General features: G+C 28.1%; 21 protein-coding genes. 9 read left to right on the plus strand and 12 right to left on the minus strand.

What is annotated here, in order from left to right; translation table 11 throughout:
• Positions 1 to 15: 15 nt before the first annotated feature.
• From ACJDTP_RS20700 to ACJDTP_RS20710, 3 genes are all read right to left on the minus strand, one after another.
• Positions 16 to 567: a Uma2 family endonuclease gene (locus ACJDTP_RS20700; protein WP_160360415.1), complete on the minus strand. Its 552-nt coding sequence runs from the start codon at positions 565 to 567 to the stop codon at positions 16 to 18.
• A gap of 79 nt (positions 568 to 646) precedes the next feature.
• Positions 647 to 3,019 (minus strand): EcoAI/FtnUII family type I restriction enzme subunit R, encoded by a 2,373-nt coding sequence (gene hsdR / locus ACJDTP_RS20705; protein WP_406762302.1) that lies wholly within the window; start codon positions 3,017 to 3,019, stop codon positions 647 to 649.
• 206 nt (positions 3,020 to 3,225) lie between these two features.
• Positions 3,226 to 3,435: a helix-turn-helix domain-containing protein gene (locus tag ACJDTP_RS20710; RefSeq protein ID WP_406762303.1), complete on the minus strand. Its 210-nt coding sequence runs from the start codon at positions 3,433 to 3,435 to the stop codon at positions 3,226 to 3,228.
• 1,087 nt (positions 3,436 to 4,522) lie between these two features.
• Here ACJDTP_RS20710 and ACJDTP_RS20715 point away from each other — a divergent pair.
• The gene (locus tag ACJDTP_RS20715) at positions 4,523 to 4,969 is read left to right on the plus strand and encodes a hypothetical protein (protein WP_406762304.1); all 447 of its coding nucleotides are present in this window, start codon (positions 4,523 to 4,525) and stop codon (positions 4,967 to 4,969) included.
• Between the two features lie 714 nt (positions 4,970 to 5,683).
• Here the strand turns inward: ACJDTP_RS20715 and ACJDTP_RS20720 are convergent.
• Together ACJDTP_RS20720 and ACJDTP_RS20725 are read right to left on the minus strand one after the other, a co-directional pair.
• On the minus strand, positions 5,684 to 5,860 hold the full coding sequence (locus tag ACJDTP_RS20720; protein WP_406762305.1) for a hypothetical protein: 177 nt from the start codon (positions 5,858 to 5,860) through the stop codon (positions 5,684 to 5,686).
• Between the two features lie 5 nt (positions 5,861 to 5,865).
• Entirely contained in the window at positions 5,866 to 6,813 is a 948-nt protein-coding gene (locus ACJDTP_RS20725) for an Rpn family recombination-promoting nuclease/putative transposase (protein ID WP_406762306.1), read from the minus strand.
• A gap of 198 nt (positions 6,814 to 7,011) precedes the next feature.
• Here ACJDTP_RS20725 and ACJDTP_RS20730 point away from each other — a divergent pair, with 198 nt between their 5' ends.
• The 3 genes from ACJDTP_RS20730 to ACJDTP_RS20740 all read left to right on the plus strand — a co-directional run bounded on the left by ACJDTP_RS20730 (position 7,012) and on the right by ACJDTP_RS20740 (position 8,902).
• A complete protein-coding gene (locus ACJDTP_RS20730) occupies positions 7,012 to 7,866 on the plus strand; it encodes a glycoside hydrolase family protein (RefSeq protein ID WP_406762307.1) in 855 nt (284 codons plus the stop codon).
• Positions 7,867 to 8,205: 339 nt separating this feature from the next.
• Complete coding sequence (locus ACJDTP_RS20735) at positions 8,206 to 8,658, plus strand: hypothetical protein (RefSeq protein WP_171781443.1); 453 nt, start codon at positions 8,206 to 8,208, stop codon at positions 8,656 to 8,658.
• A 73-nt stretch (positions 8,659 to 8,731) separates the two neighbouring features.
• Positions 8,732 to 8,902, plus strand: coding sequence for a YvrJ family protein (locus tag ACJDTP_RS20740; RefSeq protein WP_171781442.1), 171 nt, complete (start codon positions 8,732 to 8,734; stop codon positions 8,900 to 8,902).
• 326 nt (positions 8,903 to 9,228) lie between these two features.
• Here ACJDTP_RS20740 and ACJDTP_RS20745 read toward each other — a convergent pair whose 3' ends face one another.
• Together ACJDTP_RS20745 and ACJDTP_RS20750 are read right to left on the minus strand one after the other, a co-directional pair.
• Positions 9,229 to 10,194, minus strand: a complete 966-nt coding sequence (locus ACJDTP_RS20745; protein WP_406762308.1) for a DUF2971 domain-containing protein — start codon at positions 10,192 to 10,194, stop codon at positions 9,229 to 9,231.
• 82 nt (positions 10,195 to 10,276) lie between these two features.
• Complete coding sequence (locus ACJDTP_RS20750; RefSeq protein ID WP_406762309.1) at positions 10,277 to 11,614, minus strand: helix-turn-helix domain-containing protein; 1,338 nt, start codon at positions 11,612 to 11,614, stop codon at positions 10,277 to 10,279.
• A 488-nt stretch (positions 11,615 to 12,102) separates the two neighbouring features.
• Here ACJDTP_RS20750 and ACJDTP_RS20755 point away from each other — a divergent pair, with 488 nt between their 5' ends.
• A complete protein-coding gene (locus ACJDTP_RS20755; RefSeq protein WP_406762310.1) occupies positions 12,103 to 12,687 on the plus strand; it encodes a sigma-70 family RNA polymerase sigma factor in 585 nt (194 codons plus the stop codon).
• 237 nt (positions 12,688 to 12,924) lie between these two features.
• Here ACJDTP_RS20755 and ACJDTP_RS20760 read toward each other — a convergent pair whose 3' ends face one another.
• From ACJDTP_RS20760 to ACJDTP_RS20775, 4 genes are all read right to left on the minus strand, one after another.
• On the minus strand, positions 12,925 to 13,662 hold the full coding sequence (locus ACJDTP_RS20760) for a hypothetical protein (RefSeq protein WP_406762311.1): 738 nt from the start codon (positions 13,660 to 13,662) through the stop codon (positions 12,925 to 12,927).
• 118 nt (positions 13,663 to 13,780) lie between these two features.
• Positions 13,781 to 14,695: a coiled-coil domain-containing protein gene (locus tag ACJDTP_RS20765; RefSeq protein WP_406762312.1), complete on the minus strand. Its 915-nt coding sequence runs from the start codon at positions 14,693 to 14,695 to the stop codon at positions 13,781 to 13,783.
• 267 nt (positions 14,696 to 14,962) lie between these two features.
• The gene (locus ACJDTP_RS20770) at positions 14,963 to 15,148 is read right to left on the minus strand and encodes a hypothetical protein (RefSeq protein WP_171781426.1); all 186 of its coding nucleotides are present in this window, start codon (positions 15,146 to 15,148) and stop codon (positions 14,963 to 14,965) included.
• 12 nt (positions 15,149 to 15,160) lie between these two features.
• The gene (locus tag ACJDTP_RS20775; RefSeq protein ID WP_406762313.1) at positions 15,161 to 16,078 is read right to left on the minus strand and encodes a tyrosine-type recombinase/integrase; all 918 of its coding nucleotides are present in this window, start codon (positions 16,076 to 16,078) and stop codon (positions 15,161 to 15,163) included.
• A gap of 139 nt (positions 16,079 to 16,217) precedes the next feature.
• On the opposite strand from ACJDTP_RS20775, the gene ACJDTP_RS20780 reads away from it, so the two are divergent.
• The 4 genes from ACJDTP_RS20780 to ACJDTP_RS20795 all read left to right on the plus strand — a co-directional run bounded on the left by ACJDTP_RS20780 (position 16,218) and on the right by ACJDTP_RS20795 (position 17,603).
• Positions 16,218 to 16,442 carry a DUF1659 domain-containing protein gene (locus ACJDTP_RS20780; protein WP_077869156.1) on the plus strand — a complete coding sequence of 75 codons (225 nt, stop codon included), beginning with the start codon at positions 16,218 to 16,220 and terminating at the stop codon, positions 16,440 to 16,442.
• 43 nt (positions 16,443 to 16,485) lie between these two features.
• The gene (locus tag ACJDTP_RS20785; protein ID WP_077869157.1) at positions 16,486 to 16,704 is read left to right on the plus strand and encodes a DUF2922 domain-containing protein; all 219 of its coding nucleotides are present in this window, start codon (positions 16,486 to 16,488) and stop codon (positions 16,702 to 16,704) included.
• Positions 16,705 to 16,989: 285 nt separating this feature from the next.
• The gene (locus ACJDTP_RS20790; RefSeq protein ID WP_106884478.1) at positions 16,990 to 17,214 is read left to right on the plus strand and encodes a DUF1659 domain-containing protein; all 225 of its coding nucleotides are present in this window, start codon (positions 16,990 to 16,992) and stop codon (positions 17,212 to 17,214) included.
• A 170-nt stretch (positions 17,215 to 17,384) separates the two neighbouring features.
• The gene (locus tag ACJDTP_RS20795) at positions 17,385 to 17,603 is read left to right on the plus strand and encodes a DUF2922 domain-containing protein (protein WP_106884477.1); all 219 of its coding nucleotides are present in this window, start codon (positions 17,385 to 17,387) and stop codon (positions 17,601 to 17,603) included.
• Between the two features lie 672 nt (positions 17,604 to 18,275).
• Here ACJDTP_RS20795 and ACJDTP_RS20800 read toward each other — a convergent pair.
• Positions 18,276 to 18,497 carry a hypothetical protein gene (locus ACJDTP_RS20800; protein ID WP_406762314.1) on the minus strand — a complete coding sequence of 74 codons (222 nt, stop codon included), beginning with the start codon at positions 18,495 to 18,497 and terminating at the stop codon, positions 18,276 to 18,278.
• Between the last annotated feature and the right edge of the window lie 557 nt (positions 18,498 to 19,054).

A 19,054-nucleotide genomic window follows, 5' to 3' on the forward strand; every position in this document is an offset into this window, starting at 1 on the left:
TCAATCATTTACAATTTATGCCTTGAATATATCTTCAAGATTTATAGACATATCTGGAAAAACTGTGCTTATATAATCATCATTATTTTTAAAGACATTTGTTATTTTATACTGATTATTTATTAATGAATATTGTACTATATAGCCTTCTTGTTCAACTAGATTATATTCAAGAACACCAAATCTTTGATAAACATCTAACTTTGTTATATAGTCATGGGATGCAGTGCTTTTTGAAATAACTTCAAATACAATCTTTGGAGCTGATGTGAAACTTTCACCTTGCCTAGTAGATTCTTCACACATTACAAATACATCTGGTTTATATTTGTACACTTCTTCATTATTTTTAAAAATTATTTCAATAGACTCTGTATATACATCGCATTTACTTTTATCAAGAAACGTCATTAATTTAAAATTTAGTCTTGATATTATTTTATTATGTTCAATGGAAGTATTAGATGATAATACAATATATCCGTTACTATATTCAGCTTTACCATTATAATTTGCCTGAATATTTTCAAAATCATCTTCTGTGTAGTGCATATTCTTAGCATACATACTAATTCACCTCTCCTTATCTTTATCATAATCATAGCAAAATACATACATAATAATTTTATCTCATAATTATATAATTCTATGCATAGTAAATTTCATTTTCTAATTCACGAACTGCCTTTTGATAACCTCCTTTTCCACCAAAGGCTTTGACTATCTTCATAGGGCTGCCAAACTTCGTAAATTCTTTAAGCTCAAGTACCTTTGTTTCTTCAATTTCCTTGATACCGTCACTTGCATATTTATCAAGCAAAGCTTCTAGGACTTGTTTTGCCATGTCAGAGTATTTGTATAAATAATGCCTCTTTTTAACATTGTTTGCCCTCTCAGCTTTGGTTAGTGGCATTTTGTCATAAGCTAAGTGGCAGATTAAATCAAAGTCATCTAAATCAGTTTGTTGAGTTTCTTCTTTTATAGCCTCGAGTATAACGCCTTCTTCTTTTAACTCATCAATAATTGCTTGCTTTTTCGCTGATTCTGTCCACTTCTTAAGAAAATCATCCAAACTAGCATACTGTTTTATGATATTTTTCTTTGTATAATCAATAAGACTTTCAGTGATTAATTTACCATCCTTATCAACATACTGAACTCTTTCTGAAAGCACCTTTACCAATACATCCCCAATGTAATATTTCTTAGGTTTATCATCATCATCAAAGCCATCAGTGCTGCCAGTATGATATTCTCCATCTGTTTCTCTTGCTTCATCTGCATATGGATTGTCACCTTCTTCATATGTATCCTGAGCTTCATTAGCATCTGGCTCAATTACTGGATCATCTTCACCTAATTCAATTACTACTTCTGGATTTCCATTAAAATCTGGGTCAGCAAATAATCTGCTGGCATTACGAAAATCCATTATTGTGAAATAAGTCTTGCCATAATCCTCAAGGAGTCTTGTTCCTCTACCAATAATTTGTTTGAATTCTGTCATACTATTGATATTATTATCTAGTACAATTAACTTGCACATTTTAGCGTCAACACCTGTTGTCATGAGCTTGCTTGTAACAGCTATAACAGGGTATGTACTTTCTTCATCTATAAAATATTCAAGTTGTGCTTTACCTTCATCATTATCCCCTGTAATACGCATTATGTATTTGCTATTTTCTCTATATAGGTCCTTGTTTTCATTAATAAGAGCCTGCCTCATCCTCTCTGCATGTTCAATATCCACGCAAAATACTATGGTTTTACTAAACCTGTCTGTCTTCTTTAAAAACTCAGTAATCTTAGCTGCAATTACCTTTGTTCTCTGCTCAATTACAAGGCTTCTATCATAATCCTTGATATTATACTCTCTATCCTCTATCTCATAGCCATGCTTATCAAGCTTTCCACTCTCTGGTCTATATCCTTCAAGGTCTTTATCAAGTCCTATTCTTATTACTTTATATGGTGCTAAAAAGCCATCCTCAATACCTTGGTTTAGTGAATATTCATAAATAGGTTCTCCAAAATAAGTCTGACTTGATGCTTCTGTTGTTTCAATAGGTGTAGCAGTACATCCTACATGAGTGGCTGATGAGAAATAATCCAAAATTTTTCTCCATGCTGAATCTTCTTTTGCACTTCCTCTATGGCACTCATCTATAACAATTAAATCAAAAAAGTTCGGCTTAAACTGTAAATAAGCTTCCTCTCCATCATCGCCAGAAAGCTGCTGATATAGAGCTAAATAAATTTCATATGAGCTATCTAGCGTTTTCTTCTCTACCTTAGTCATTTTCCCGCCAAATGGTTTAAAATCCCCAGAAATAGTTTGATCTACTAATACATTCCTATCTGCTAAAAATAATATTTTTTTCTTTATACCTGCCTTCCAAAGTCTATATATGATTTGAAAAGCCATGAAGGTCTTACCAGTTCCGGTGGCACACACAAGTAATACTCGGTTTTGCCCATTTGCGACAGTATCTACAGTTCTATTAACGGCTATACGTTGATAATATCTAGGTTTTTTATAATTAGGCACATAATAATAAGGTTCTAGAGCTGCCTTCTCTTCCACTTCATTTAAATTTTTATCTTTTATATATCTTCTATATAATTCCTCTGGTGATGGGAACTCATGAAGACTTAGCTCGCGTACTTTCCCAGTTATTAAATTTTGTTCAATAAAACCATCACCATTTGAAGCATATACATAATAGATATCTAAAGCTTTTGCATAATCTATTGCCTGCTGCAAGCCTGCGCCTACTGGATGATTATTATCTTTAGCTTCAATTACCGCTAAAGGAAAATTACTTTTATAAAAAAGAACATAATCAGCCCTTTTTTGTTTTCCACGAGCTGTGATATTACCACGAAGTATTATTCTTCCAGCAGTAAAAGCGTATTCTAAACGGACTTGTTTCTTTAAGTCCCACCCAGAATCTATGATTGCTGGTGTTATATATTGTGCTTTAATATCTTCTTCTGACAAATCTCTCTTTCCCATAAACTAAATCCCCCTATTCCCGTGTTTTTAATATGAATACATATAATTTATCTAATATCTAGACATTGTAACACTCCCGATTCTTTGAGCTTCAGATAAAAGTATCATAAATCTAGACAATATACCCACTTATGGTACATTGTGATCCTTGTGGTTATAAGTTCAACTAAGATTCAGATGGAGATCAAACTCCACATAAATCAAGTTTAACTTGATTCTATTTTAAACTCCATAATATCCTGTATATTACAGTTTAAGCATTTGCAGATTTTGTATAGACTCTCTAAATTCACAGGCTGGCATTTACCAAGACGAGCTATAATATTATATGTAATCCCAGCACTTTCTTTAAGCTCGGTCTTATTCATTTTCTTATCAATTAAAATTTTCCATAACTTATCATAGCTTATAACCATAATAATCCCTCCTTAGAGCTGTGAAGCAAGCAACATTCTTTAACATATTATAACATATTAATAAACGAAAAGTGGAGAATACCTTATGATATCGTGAGTTTTACCAATATACATACAAAAAACTCTTATATTTTTATTTTATAAGAGTTTTTCAATAATTATATAATTTAATTTTAAAAGTTAATCCCTATTTATATTATACCATATTTCCAAATTAATACATTAATGATTACATAAAAATGTAATTTATTTTGTTACAATATATAGTACATTTTTGTGTGACTTAATTAGTAATAAATATTGTTACCATAAAAATTATAATAATCTGCATTAATTCTAATATTAACTCAAATTTTATAGTATTTTATAGTATAAAAATTTTAAAATAAATTACAAAAAAATAATCTAATTTAATTAATATATTTATAACATTAAATTGCAAGAATACTCTCAAAATTTATATACTTTTTTTACAAAATATACAAAAACTTAACTCTAAAGAACAAAAAAACAAAAAAATTTTTATAAAAAAGACATAAAACTTGCAAAATTATAAATGAACGATATTATGAAATTAATACTAAAATAGTCCAAAACTAAAAAGTAAACAGGCTACACCCCATTAATATAAGGGCGTATTTCATGATACCAGTAAACTTAAGAAAAATACTATAAAAGTTTCTAGAGAAGATTCAGATGTGGTCACTAGATCATTTAGGAGTTACAAAACAGTTCTTGATATGTTCTCAAAATATTGCAAGGATAGTGAACTGGTTCAAAAAAGATGCTGTAGCCAATGCTCTACTAATATATATATCGCAATCATTACAATGTAAATAATCATCTCAGAAATATATTAATGTACTTAAGGTAATAGACAATCAACAAACATATAAACATCTTGAGGTTAGATTTATAGCTTCTCAGAATGTTCACGGAGCCTTGCTGTGATTGTTGTTTGATAATGCAACAATCACTTATTATAAATGTTTTTTTATTTAGTTGTAAAATCATTTGAACATTTTTACACTATTATAATATGGTATAATTTTTATATTAAAATTATAAAATTAAGTAGGAGATGTCTATGAAAAATGTGAAAAAAATATTTATATTTTTCTCAGTTATTGCATTGGTAGTTCTTTTAATTTATTACTTATCTCCTAAAAGTAATTCTTTTAGGAATTTTATATTAAAAGATTGTCAAGGTAGTAATATTAGTAAAATTAGAATGACGAGTTCTTATGATGATAAATATAAGTCTATCACTGATATAAACGAAATAAATAAACTATTATCTGATTTATCTAAAATGAAAATTGTTGAATTTAAAGAAAATACCAATATTAGATCAAATTATTATTACGATTTTGCAATTTCTACTGATAAGAATAGTAATCTTTTGGAAGTTATTATTTATGATACCAATTATATTACTATAGATAATATAAGAGAACATAATCTCAAAACGTATAGAATTATGGATAATGGATTAAACAAAGATTACTTAAAAGAATTAATTGAAAATAAATAAATATATAGTTATATAGATAAGACATTAAAATTACGAGCTTAGCGAGTTGCAATTTGTTATTGGATAAGCTCATAGACTTCACCTAAAGTTCACAAATAGTTTATGAACAAATTTAACTTTCTTTTACTATAAAGCTTTAGAGCTTGTCCAATACTTCCTTGTTTATGGATTGAAGTATATTAATTCAAAACTTGTTACTGGAAATTTCTGTACTACTGAAGTATTTGCACATCTTAAAGGAAATACATCGTTAAAATTATTAAAATTTTTAGTTGCCCATATCCACAGTTTTAAATAAATTGGATAAATACTGCTAAATTTTAAATTTACTACGTTTTAAGATTTGGTACTTCTTCAAAAAACATATATATCCCCCTTTTAATCATTGTAAATTGACTTAATTAAAATAATTGCAACAACCTAAAGCTGTGAAACTAATCTTCTGGCTGAGATGTTTCATGCAACACTACCACTCTACTTTGCGCCATATATAATCCCTACTTTCTTATGATTAACTTATCAGTTACTTATAATATACTTACAACATTCTTATAGGTCAATATATAAATTCCAAAATATTACTAAATATCAAATTTATGTTGGTGTATAAAGACAGCAGATAGGATTTTATCAATTAATCCTATCTGCTATCTTTATTTCTGTAATATTAAAATCTACCTCAGTTTTAGCTCTATATTTGTATTTTAAACCATTCTACATAATTACTTCTTTTCTTAATTTCTCAACTTTTTCCTTTGATATCCCTGTTCCAATCGATACTTGATCTACAGTTAATTCCATTTTCAAAAGGTTTTTGGCAACTTCAATCTTACCTTTTTCTACTGCTTTTCTTTCCATTTTATCTAAAGTTCTTCCTAAGTTACTAAGCATAAGATCTAATGACTTCTTTCTTTTCTAATCTCATTTATTTTTTCATCAGTTAATCCTGTTAGCTTAATTATAATTTCATTATCCATTCCCATTTCTATAGCATTTATAGCTATTTCTTTTGTCCTGTTTTCACTACCTTTTTCTACTGCTTTTCTTTCCATCTTTTCTAAAGTCTTTCCTAAATTACTAACCATAAAATCAACCTCCTCCTGATTAGATTTATCCAGTACCTCATCAACTTCTTTTTGCATTTCTTCAGTTAATCTAGGTTTTACTATTTTCTTCAGCCATTGTTTAAATACATTAAACTGTTCTGGTGATATTTTCTTAAGAACATATATTAATTTTCTTAATCTTCTTAGTAATTCATCTTCATCCATTTCCTGATCTAACAAAAACACTGCTGATACTAAATTAGATACATTATATAGTTCTTCATCAGAATATCTATTTATATCAAATAGCATATAATTAAAGTTTAATATATTATCTTCAAATAACTCATATCCACTTAAGATCTCTCTAAAACTTGTTTTTGCAGTCCATTTATTTTTTCCATTGTATAATACTATAGGCACAATTGCTGGCAGCTTAAAAGATTTTCTTTTAACCTCACTCTTATCTGTATTTTTAAGTACATCTCTCCAAACTTCTGTCATATAAAATAACAATCTCATAGGCATTTGAAAATCGACTTTGGATTGAAATTCCAAAAGCACATAAAATATTACTTCTTCCCCATTTACGTTTACTTTATAAAGGATATCTGATTCTTCTTCCTCAAAATCTGAAAGTATATAAGATTTATCAACTAAAATTAAGTCTTCTTCTTTTATTAAATTGGTCCATTCCTTTTTAGCAAAGCTTCTTAAGAGTTCTAAAAAAGTTCCTTTATGCGAAAATATGTGTTTATATCCTACATCATGTTCATGATGTACATTACTATTTTTCAAATTATCACTCCTCACCCTGCCTATAATCTTTTTTAATATTATAACACAAAAGCCCTCATGCATAACACATGAAAGCTTTAGTAACAACCTTAGTAAAATTAAGTTAATCACTAAACTTATTATATCATAGCAATTTGCTAAATATATACATTTATTGCTTATATATTATAAATTCATTTATGAAATGAGGAGAAATATATGATTTATAGTAAAGGCTCCAACGGAACTAGAGTTGGAATAATTCAAAATAATTTAAAGATGCTCGGCTATGATCCATTAGGAATTGATTATATTTATGGCGAAAATACGGAAACTGCAGTTAAGAATTTTCAAAGTGAAAACAGTCTAGTATGTGATGGAATTGTTGGAGATTATACTTGGAATACATTAATAGATAAAATTAAAAATATTCAAGCTGCATTAAATTCATATGGCTTCGATTTAGCTGTAGATGGAATAGCTGGCATTGACACTTATAACTGTCTTTTGAGATTTCAGGAAGAGCATAATTTAACTGCTGATGGCATTGTAGGTCCAGAAACAAAAAATGCTCTATTTAAAAATAATAATAACAGCTTAACAGATTTTGATATTTCAGAAAAAGGCATTAACTTTATAGCGGATTATGAAAGATTCTATGCTAAGCCATATCGAGGATTAGATTCTCAAAATCAAACTGTAGGTTATGGCCATGTTATAACTTCAAGTGAGAATTTTGAAAGCCTTACTGAAACTGAAGCTAAAGCTCTACTAAAAAAGGACCTGCAAAGTTTTGTTGATTCAGTTAACACTATGGTTTCTGGTTTAAATCTTACTCAATGCCAGTTTGATGCCCTTGTTTCCTTTGCATATAACTGTGGAGCAAATGCTCTTAAATTTTCTACTCTTTTAAAAGATATTAGAGCCAATGTTCCAATGGAAAAAATTAAGGAAGATTTTTTAATGTGGTGTAATTGTAACGGAAAGCGTGCACTTGGTTTATATCGCAGGCGATATGATGAATTTGAAATGTATAAAGATGCTGATTATACAAGGACGTATAGAGATTTTTAATAAGGCACAATCAATAAATAACAAGTCAATTTGCCAGCTTATTTTCCATTATCCTGCGTCGGCAAATTGACCTAATAGACCCGCTATGAGGGCAATTTACCTCCTTGACTAATGAAAAATATTCATGGCAACTTTGGACTTGTTATTTATTTTCATGTGCCTAAATTAATATTCAGGAAGATACTACATTTTCCTGACTTTTTATCATATAGTTATCTAGATATCTTGTTTAAGAATATATCTATAATGCACAATCAAGAAAATAATAGACCAGTATACTAGCATGTTTGGCCTATTATTTTCTTTAATGTGCCTAAATATTTTAAGGAAGTGATTTCTTTGGGCAAAAAAGGTCAAAATTATAAGCCGCTTAATGAAAGTGAATATACTGATATTGAAATTAATGGATTCACGGACTCAGAACCACTAGATGATGGTATTGAAATAAAAGCATTTTCTTTTTCTGATCAAGATGATACTTCAAACTATAATACTCAAAATATTATTAAAAGCTTTGAATATGCTAAATCAAATTTTTCAAATACAAAAGATGATCATAGCTCTGAAAACAAAGAAACAAATTCATTGGTCCAAATTCAAAAGGTACGTGGATTAACCCCTGCTGTTAATGGTGAAAGCTTTGATATAAAGAGATGTTATCAATTTAGAGCTTCAACTTTGAAGAAATTAAATCAAATTAAAGGCGAATCTGACAATGTAAATATTTATCTTAATGAAATTATAGATCAAGCTATCTGTCACTACTATAATTGTGTTTTTAGTAAAAAATAACTGCTTATTCTTAAAAATATATAAACATCCCTGCATACTTATTTAAAAGTACAATGCAAAGGAGGTTTTCTTTATGGGTGAAATGGTAACATTAATTACAAACGTTGGCTTTCCTATAGCTGTTGCAACATACCTATTAATCAGGTTTGAAACCAAGATTGATGGGTTAACAAAAGCTATAACAGACCTTTCTGCAGTAGTTACGGAGCATTCAAACTATAAAGGCGATGATAAAGTTGCTTAATGATCAAGAAAATCCTTAAAGCTATAAAAACTTATGGCTTAAGGATTGCTTTATTATATAAGAGCGTATTTCAGAAAACAAATTATTAAGCCAATCTCTACTAAGCTCTAGCCCAGTATTATACAGTAACCAAGTATTTTAAGCTTAAGTATGATTGTACTTAATATTGAATTACATATTCCAAAACTTAAAAGTAAACAGGCTACGCCCCATTAATATAAGCAAGTATTTCAGTTGACAAATTAAATTGATTTTAATATAAGAAAGTATTCTAGGAAACTTTTAACTGATAGTTGTATTTTTCTAAATTACCTTGAACTAATTATTTATAATGCTCTTAATGGAATTTGTGATTTTTCAATTTTTATTTTCCTTCCATTACATTGATTTGCATAATATAAATTTAATCCCTTTTCTGTTAAATCACTTTTATTAGTTGGACCTATAACCAAACTATTAATAAATTTCTCATTATATTTTAACTCAATATATGGCACAATTAATCCTTGCCTCATTCTAAATTTTATCATTTTACCAAGTTTTGATCTATCTATACCAAACGCAACTCTATATTCTTCTTCCGCCTTAAAATATGGACTTTTAAAAAAAATACTATAGTTTATAAAATACAAACCCAGGATAAGTGTAATTTCATTTAACATCTCTAGCTGCATTTTTTCATCAACTACTCTAACATTCAGCTTATTCAAGTTTTTCATCAATTCATTATATACTTCTAATATATGACGTTTTAAAATCTCCTTTTGTTGCTCACTATCATATATAACTTTTCCATGAAACAACATAATCTTATTCTTATCTAAAAAGTTTTTATCAAACATTTCTTCTAAATTATTCTGAAAACCAATAGCTATTCCATCGCTATTGGAATAGTTCGTAAATAAGTTTAATGAATCTTTATTTTCTGTAAGTGATAAAATAAAAACTTCCATATCTGTAATTCTCTTTTTATCCAAAATTGCTTTTGATGTTATAGTTAAACATTTAATAAACATCTCTAAAGCTCTTCCCTCATAGTCCATCTCACTTCGATATCTCTCCTTGTTATTATTCAATTCATCTGCTACGAATAACATCACATTCTGAATATAATCAATTTCAGAAGAATCATTTAAAAAATCTGCTTGTGATATCCATAATTTTTTATTTCTAAGTATTTCAAAAAATGATTCCATCCTAGTGTAATGATATAAGTGCTCTGTTGCTGAATTGTTTATATTAATTATTGCTGGATTCTCTTTTGAAAAATTAATATAGTTAAATTCACCCATCCTTAAAATTCCTTTCCTCTCTAATAAAAAAAAGTAAACAGGCTACGCCCCATTAATATAAGCAAGTATTTCAGTTGACAAATTAAATTGATTTTAATAGCTTGCTTACGGCTTGCCTTGATACTCCTATCTTTTTAGCTATTTCTATCTGTTTTAATCCCTGTTCTTTTAATGCGAATATCTCTTTCAATCTATCTTGTTTCTGCTGTTCCCTTTTAGTTAACCCATTTTCATTTCGTCTTTCTTCTTTTTCTTTAACAAGTTGTCTACGTAATTTTTCACTTGGATTTATAATTGTTGTCAGCACTCTCATTTCATCTTCTGTGATATTCAAGAGTGATATTAATGTTTCATTTTTATAATTATATCCACCTCGCTTATAGACTCCATTAGGACTATCAAGTAACCATTCTCTATAGGCTTTTTCTGCTTGTTCCGTTATTTTTTCTACTTCCGCATTAGGCAATGGCTTCTTAAGCCCTTGATTAAACTCTAACGTATTTTGAAGAGCTTGTTTAGTATCATTACAATAGCAACAATACCAATACCTATATAAGAAACACATAAGCTCTCTCTGACCTTCTTCTGAAAGTGACCCATCATTATTTCTGCAATACCCCTCTCGTAGCTCCTGGATCTTTAATATATCATTAAGCCTTGCATAATGCAGAGAATACAAAGTATAAAAGTTTACTACTTTTGCTCTTCTGCCCTTGCCTTTATATGCTGGATTATTAATATATGGTGTAAGCTGTGGCAGATAATCATTTTGTATATCTCTTAAGGTATAAACTAAATTTTCATCATACATATAAAGCTTTGATCTTAGCCCAGTTTTATCATTTATGCTTCCTGCAAGCCTCATTATTCTAGCTCCATCAATACTCTTTGAATCCGCGCCCATGTCTTTAAGCTTGTCTACAAAAAATTTTTGAATCGAATTCCAAAGTGGAAGTACTTTTATTGGTACCGGTTCAATAAGCCAGTATATAGCAAGACCACGCCCTGTGTATATAGCAAAACTTGGTTCTGGTACATCTTGACCAAAATAATCATTTTCGAGAATTGCAAGGATCCTTTCATGATCATATGTCTTTAATTTTTCAATATTATAATAGTCTATATCTATGTATAAAGCGTTTAATTTTCTTATATTTTCAATCTTTCTTTTTGGCATAAAGAAAGAATTTGGTGTCATATATATGTTTGCATCAAGGCTTATAGCCTTTCCTATATTATAAGTTAAATCATTAACCTTATAATGATATTGAACGTATTCCTTGTCCTTTTTAGCAGCTATAGCAATATATCCATCATCACCTTCATGGAGAATAGATATATTCTTCACTGCTTCATCTTTAAACTTAGGATCAATATTATACTCTATGTCTTCCGTCAATTTTCTAATAGCGTTAAGCAAGTTATTTTCCCCCTCTGTTTTCTATACAATCATAAAAAACAAAAAACTTATAAATAAATGTATTAATAAATATACATACTTATTTACAAGCATTAATCTCACTCACTTATTGACTTAATATGTCACATATTGTATAATTCTTTTATAATAAATAAAATATATTTAACTAAGTGAGTAATTCCCTGTAGTGTATTTAAGTTTCCTAGGCCTAGTACACTATAGGGGCTTGTTTTTTATATGGAATTATTTTGCTTTTGTTATTTATATAATACAATATTCTTTCACATTATACAAACTTTTTACACTTTTACCCATCTTTGACCTTATCTACTTTATCTAATGTTAACCGTTTCCAACTATGATATAATAGTCTTATGTATTATAAGTTAATCCCCTTTGTAAATTTTTATAGTTTTTGCATATATATTAGCAATTAAAAATTGACAGCTGAAAATAAACACTGTCAATTAATTTAAGGGGGTAATTTAATGAATTACGAAGAAATTGAAGACCATGTCAAACTAGCCAAAACAGGTAACTCTGCAAGCTTAACTAAGCTACTGCTCCAATTTAAACCTTTTATATTCAAAACAGCTAAAAACTTTAATATAAAAAATTATGATGAATATGATCTTGTGCAAATAGGATATATTGCTTTAATTAATGCTGTAGATAAATATGATACTTCAAAACATTCATTTTCAAGCTATGCGTATTCTACAATAAAAAACGCAATGAAATACACAGCAAGAGAAAATCGAAAACATCAAAATACATTAAGCATTAATGCATCTATTGATGGTAATTGTCCTAATGACTTTACAGAGTTTCTCCAAAGTAATGAGAATTTAGAAATTGATTATTTGGAGCATGAACGAATATTAAATATTCAAAGAATGGTTTCAGCTCTTGAACCTGATGAATTTGAACTTATATTTTTTGTATATTATAATAATTTTTCACTTACTGATTATGCAGCTAAGAAAAAGATCTCTTACTCAAAGATAGTTAGGAAAAAGAACTTTATTTTAGATAAGCTTGGATCCATGCTTAGACAAAATATAAAAAACTAGTAGAATCCACACCTGGCCTTGTGGTTCTACTAGTTTTTTTGTACAATTTAGCTTTAATCTGATTATATCATTAACTGCATCTGTTTTCACTATAATCTTCTATATCTCATAAACCACCAGATATCAGGTGGCATTTCGAGTTATTTATCCCAATATTTCCATAGTCTTAGTTTTATTAGTTATGATTACCATCATAAACAAAAGACTTAGTTGTTTCTAAGATAATCTCACACAGTTTTATTTCTTTATTCTAAATTTATTAGAATATTTAATAAAATGTTCCTTTAATTTATGTAAAAAAACTTCAATCTTGTTATACAAATTTATTAAGTCTTTATCTGTAATTTCTATAAACTCCAAAGGTTCTAACTCATCATGAATTTTTACAGCATCTTCAATTTTACTTCGTTGCTTAGATCCAATAGACTTGTTTACAAATGAACTATTATGAACAATATGATTTCTTACAAGTCTGCAATTATCTATGTCATTAATAATATTTATTAAATCATTATCGTGTTGTATTTGTCTTTCTAAATACTGTTTATAAAAGTTGAAACTATAATCCTCAATTTTAACATTTATACACTCGATGCAGTTATCATAATTATGACTATTAAATATGCATTTCTTCTTTTTACAATTTATTGCTTTATACTTTTTTTCATCGTAACGATTAAGATATGCAACTAAATCCTTTATAAAATATTCATATTCAGAATACATTTTAATATATAAAGATTCATATAGATATAATTTAATACCACTAGTCCCTAAAAAATATAATGAATTTAGGTAATCTTTAACATTCTCATTATTATTAAAAAAAGCCTCATCTATAAATTCATTAACTTCTGGTATTTCCATAATATTTAATTCTTTGAATGATAAAAATATTAATTTGGACTCTAATAGTTTATTATAGAAATCTTCAAAACATTTATTCAAATCACCATTAGTGACAAAAAACCACATTAGTTCCTCCTAAAAATTATTAATAGTATCTTTTAAATTATGACTTTTGATCCAATCTGAATATTTTCTAAACAAATCTAATATCTTTAGGTACTTTTTAGTAAATTAAGTTATGTGTTTACTTTTTAACTGTAATTTGCCTTCTCAAGTTATCAATCTCATTCTGTAATTTCTGCATTTCTAAATCCTTTTTATCAAGTTCTAAATTATTTTTATCTATTAAACGATCTTCTAATGATTTCAATGAATTTTCTAGCTCAGCCTTATGATCTGCCTTAAGCTTATCAATTTCACCGGCATATTTATCTTGTAAATTCTTAATCTCAGCCTTACTATCTCTTTCAGTCTGCTCTAATTTCTCTACTTGATCTTTATAGAATGTAATCATATTATCCTTATTATCAACTTCACCTTGTAGCTTTGAAGTAAGATTTTCAAGTCCTGTCTTATCTAATACCAGTTGTTTATTATCATTTTGCAGATCACCTAGATTCTTTTCAAGTTCAATATTAATATTCTTATATTCTTTATATTCTGCAACCTGGTCCTGAAGATTATTATTATTTCTATTTGCAATTTCTATAGCCTTTGATTTATCAATAATCTCTGCTTCTAATTTATCATTTTTATAAGATAATAATTTATTCTTATCTTCTAATTCAGTAATTTGATTTTTTAGGGAATCTCTTTCATTTTTTAAATCCTGAACCTGCTCATATAAAGCACTTATAGTATTATCCTTTTTATTTATCTGATCATTTAATTCTTCTCTTATTCTTTCTTCAGCTGTTGTATTTTCTTCAAGACTGTTTATGTAAAACTTAACTAAGCTATTAACTGTTGTTTGGAATACTTCAATGCTCTTTGCTCTATCTCCAAGAGAACTCTTAGCATTGCTTAATTCTAATGTATTAAGTAAACTCGTAAAGGCTTCTTGCTGATTTAAGTTATTTTGACTAGCAAACTCCTTAAATCTATTAATATCATCCTCATTTAACCTAAAAGTTGCTGGTTTTATTATATTATCACCCATATGTTACCCTCCTATTTTTTCCGTATACACAAATTACATAGTAATGTAATGTATACATTGCTTACAAATTTAATTATACTGTTCTAATTGTACATATACAATAACTATTTTTAATTTTAATTACATTGTAATGTACACATTACAATGTAATTATTGTATACATATAATTTTATGTAATCAAATAAAAAAAATTAAAGAGCCATAATAATTACAAATCATCATGACTCTTTATTTCTTTAAGCTCTTTTGGGGTAAACGTCCCCTTTTCTATGCTTTCTTTATAAGCAGTTCCTTTTTTTCATCGTCATATCTAAGAATAACTGTTCTATCATCTTCAGTAATCCCCATATCATTAATAATCTTCTTTGGAATATTAAACTTACCTCTAGTTGAATTTTCATCTGCATTCCCATAGCATTTTGTTATTGCTACATTTAATATCTTTTCAATCATTATATTCCTCCTTTAAAGTTGCATTTCATTTAATGGATTAGATCTTATTGCACTTCTCACCTGCTCATTATCTACATGAGTGTAAATTGTGGTAGTTGATATATTTTTATGTCCTAAAATAGTTTGAATAGTTCTAATATCAACATTGCTATGTTTGTAAAGCAGTGTGGCTGCCGTATGTCTTAATTTATGTGTTGTGTATTTACTTACATCAAGACCTGTGCTTGAAATATTCTTTTGCACTATGTATTGAACCTGTCTCTTGCATAACTGATTTTTTCTTTCAGATACAAATAGATAGCTATGTTTAATATGTTTTCTTTCTTCCATATAATCTTCAATTGCTCTTAGACACATTTCATTTAAATAAATGGTCCTATCCTTATTTCCCTTCCCCCTGACAACAAGTGTATCTTCCCTAATGTCTTTAAACCTTATATTGCAAAGTTCTGAAAGTCTAAGACCGCAGTTTAAAAATAATGTTAAAATTGCTAAATCTCTTTTTTTATTTCTTCCCACTATGTCTTTAAGTAATCTTTTAGATTCATCTAAGTTTAAATAGTTAATTTGTTTATTGGGCTTCTTTGGAACCTCAAGCTCCCTGCATGGATTATTATTTATTATTTTAAGCTTGGTTTCACAATATTTAAAGAAAGATTTAATTGAAGCTATCTTTCTAGCTCTTGCAAAAGAGCTATTATTCCTTTCATTTTTTACATAGCTTAAAAATCCATACAAATCCTGCAGCTCTATTAATTCTATAAAACTTTTATCAATCTCTAAATTCTGATACTTATCTTTGGTTTTTAAATAATTTATTAGTAACATTATATCAACTATATAACAGTATACGGTGCTAGATGCTTTTTCCTGAATAATATTCAAATAATCCTCGTAACTTTTAATTATCTCTGGTAAATCTTTATTCATTTGCTTTGCTCTCTTTCTTAAACTGGAATATATATATTGTAACATTATTGCACCCATTCTATACAATTTCAAAAGATTTGAAAAAAATATTTTTGATTGCATACATATTTATATCCAAATCATAAAGGAGGGAATATCCATGGCTGTAACTACAACACTTAAAAGCAAAACTCTAGCTATTGAGGTTCAAACTGATACAGATAAAGCTGGCGATCCTATCTACGGTAAGAAAAGTTTTTCAGGAGTTAAATTAACTGCAACTGATCAAGGTGTTTATAACGTTGCTGAAGCTATTAAATCAGTTTTAGACGTAAACACAAGAGACACTTACCTTAACGAAGTTGAAACAGTTTCTAATGTTTAGTAAAACTCTAAACCTAAAATTCTAGTAAAGGAGGTACACTTTCATGGAATACACATTAAATATGGTATTTAATACTTCTGGTGGAAAGAAAACAACTTTTTCTATAACTGATGTTAAAAGCAGCTTAACTCCTCCTGAAGTAAATAGCTTAATGAACACAATCTTAACTGAAAATATATTCTCTACATCTTCAGGAGATTTAGTTTCAAAAGCGTCTGCTGCTATTGTAGCTAAAACAGTTACTACTGTTGCTATGTCTTAAGCAGATAAGTGAAAATCTAAAAGTGAGAGTCCAAATTTTACATTTGGGTTCTCGAACTTTCCCCTTGTGGGCATATATGATTTAGTTTCTTGAACTTAGTTAACTCATTTATGAGTTAACCTCATTAAAAAATTGATTTAGCGTAAATCGGTTAAGCAGACGTCTCGAATCTATGATTTGATGGTGGTCGCTTACTCTGTGAGTACTCATCTGAGGTTAGGAAGAGAAGTTTCATATTTACAAATCATAGCTATCGGATAAATTATATGAAAAGGAGTGAATACCATGGCAATTACAAAGGTTGCAAGTTCAAAATCTCTATCTATTGAAATTCAAAGCGGTACTGATACAAGCGGTCAGCCAACTTATTCAAAAAAGAGTTTTTCAAATGTAAGAAATGATGTTGAGCCCCAAGCAGCTTTCGATGTAGCTGAAGCTATTAAAACAGTACTAGATAATCCAACAAGATCTTATTTTTTAAATTCAGCATCTACACTAGTAAATGCATAGCAGCTACTTTCAAGTGAAACTTGATTCAGGTGTCTGAATCTTAGTTGAACTTATAACCACAAGGGTCACAATGTCTAGAGTCTAGCCACTGCTATCTCACTCATCAATAGATGATGGGAGCGTTACAGTGCTAGACATCAGAAAAATTTAAATAAAGGGGGTATACTTTCATGGAATATACTTTAAGTATGGTATTTAGAACTGAGTACGGAGAAAAAACTTCTCTATCAATTAATGGAGTTAAACCTGGTATCACTAAAGATGAAGTTGATGCCTTAATGGATACTATAATCTCAAAAAATATATTTGTAGTTTCATCTGGTGCATTAGTTGGCAAAGGATCTGCTCAGCTAGTTGCGAAAACTGTTACTAAATATGATGTAGCTTAATATTAATAAGAGCAATAGGAAAAAAACCTACTGCTCTTATTCTTTTGTCTTACTTTATAACTGAAATCGGAGGCTCCACTTCCATACTATTCCAGAATACAAAACATTGCATGAAATCAATCTTTCATGCAATGTTCTCTTGGATTAAAAATAGCTCTTTCAATTCTGATTAAAATTTTTATATTATCTAAATATCATTAAATAAAATTTCAAATGCTACTTTATCATAGAATTTCTCCATCATTTCCATTTTCAAATTTTAAATTTTCTCAGAATCGGTTTAAAAATAATTAATGAAGATTTTAATATCCTTTTCGAAATTATTCATAATTATAAACTAAAGAAAAATAATACTAATATTCTTAGGGAAGATTCAGATATTATAACTAGATCTTTTAGGAGTTATAAATCTATTCTTGATATGTTTGCAAAGTATTGTAAAGATAATGATATAAACTAAAAAGATGCTATAGCTGATGCTCTTATATTATATATGTCTAAATAATGGTACATAAAAAGCCCATTAGTTTTTATATTTATATAAGGATTAAAACACTCACTATTTAAAATAAAAAAGTTATTAAAATTTGCATTTGATATGTACATTAGTGATTGGGAATGTTTACATATTTAAAAGGATCATTCATAATATTTTATAAAGTATTATTTTTATTATTTTATATTTATTTTTTCTAAATATTTTAATACTTTTTCCAAATTTATATTTAAATACGTATCAACAAATTCAGCTTTCTTATATCCTAAAATTTCTGATATCTTTTCTATTATTTCTACTGTATCTTCTGATAAATTGTAATTAGGTCTTACTCTCTTATCACTAGTAAACTTCGCTATTATATCCCTTTTATCAAGGGTAGTACTTTTAGTTATCATTACCTTTTTAGGAACATTTTTTGTTACAATTTTTGTATCATTTTTAGTTACTACTACTGTATCTTTCTTTGTAACTATATTTGTATCTTAATTAGTAATATAATTTGTTTCAATTATTGTATCATAATTGGTAACATTTTTAGTATCCTTATTAGTTACACATTCAGTATCATATTTTGTAACATAATATGTTACACATTTATCTATGTTATTTGTAACAAAAATTGTTACAAAATTTACTTTTTGATTATCATTTAACGGTTTAGCTACAACTGGTTTTATTACTTCTTTCTTACCATGACATTATCTCCTTTGCTACATTGTTGTAAGCTATAGCACCATCAAACTTTTCCCCAGCATATTGAGTTATACTTTCAAACCTCATTACTGCATCTTTAAATTTAGTGCTGTTTTTAATATAATAAGGAAATATATAATATTTTTCATTTAGCAATTCTGCACGTAATTTTAACTATATATAACTAGTTAACTATATTTCTATATTGCTATATATATAGTTACTACATGTATTCCTGTATACGATTTTTTATAGGACA

The sequence above is a fragment of the Candidatus Clostridium helianthi genome (assembly GCF_045310795.1).
Classification (GTDB): Bacteria; Bacillota; Clostridia; order Clostridiales; family Clostridiaceae; genus Clostridium; species Clostridium helianthi.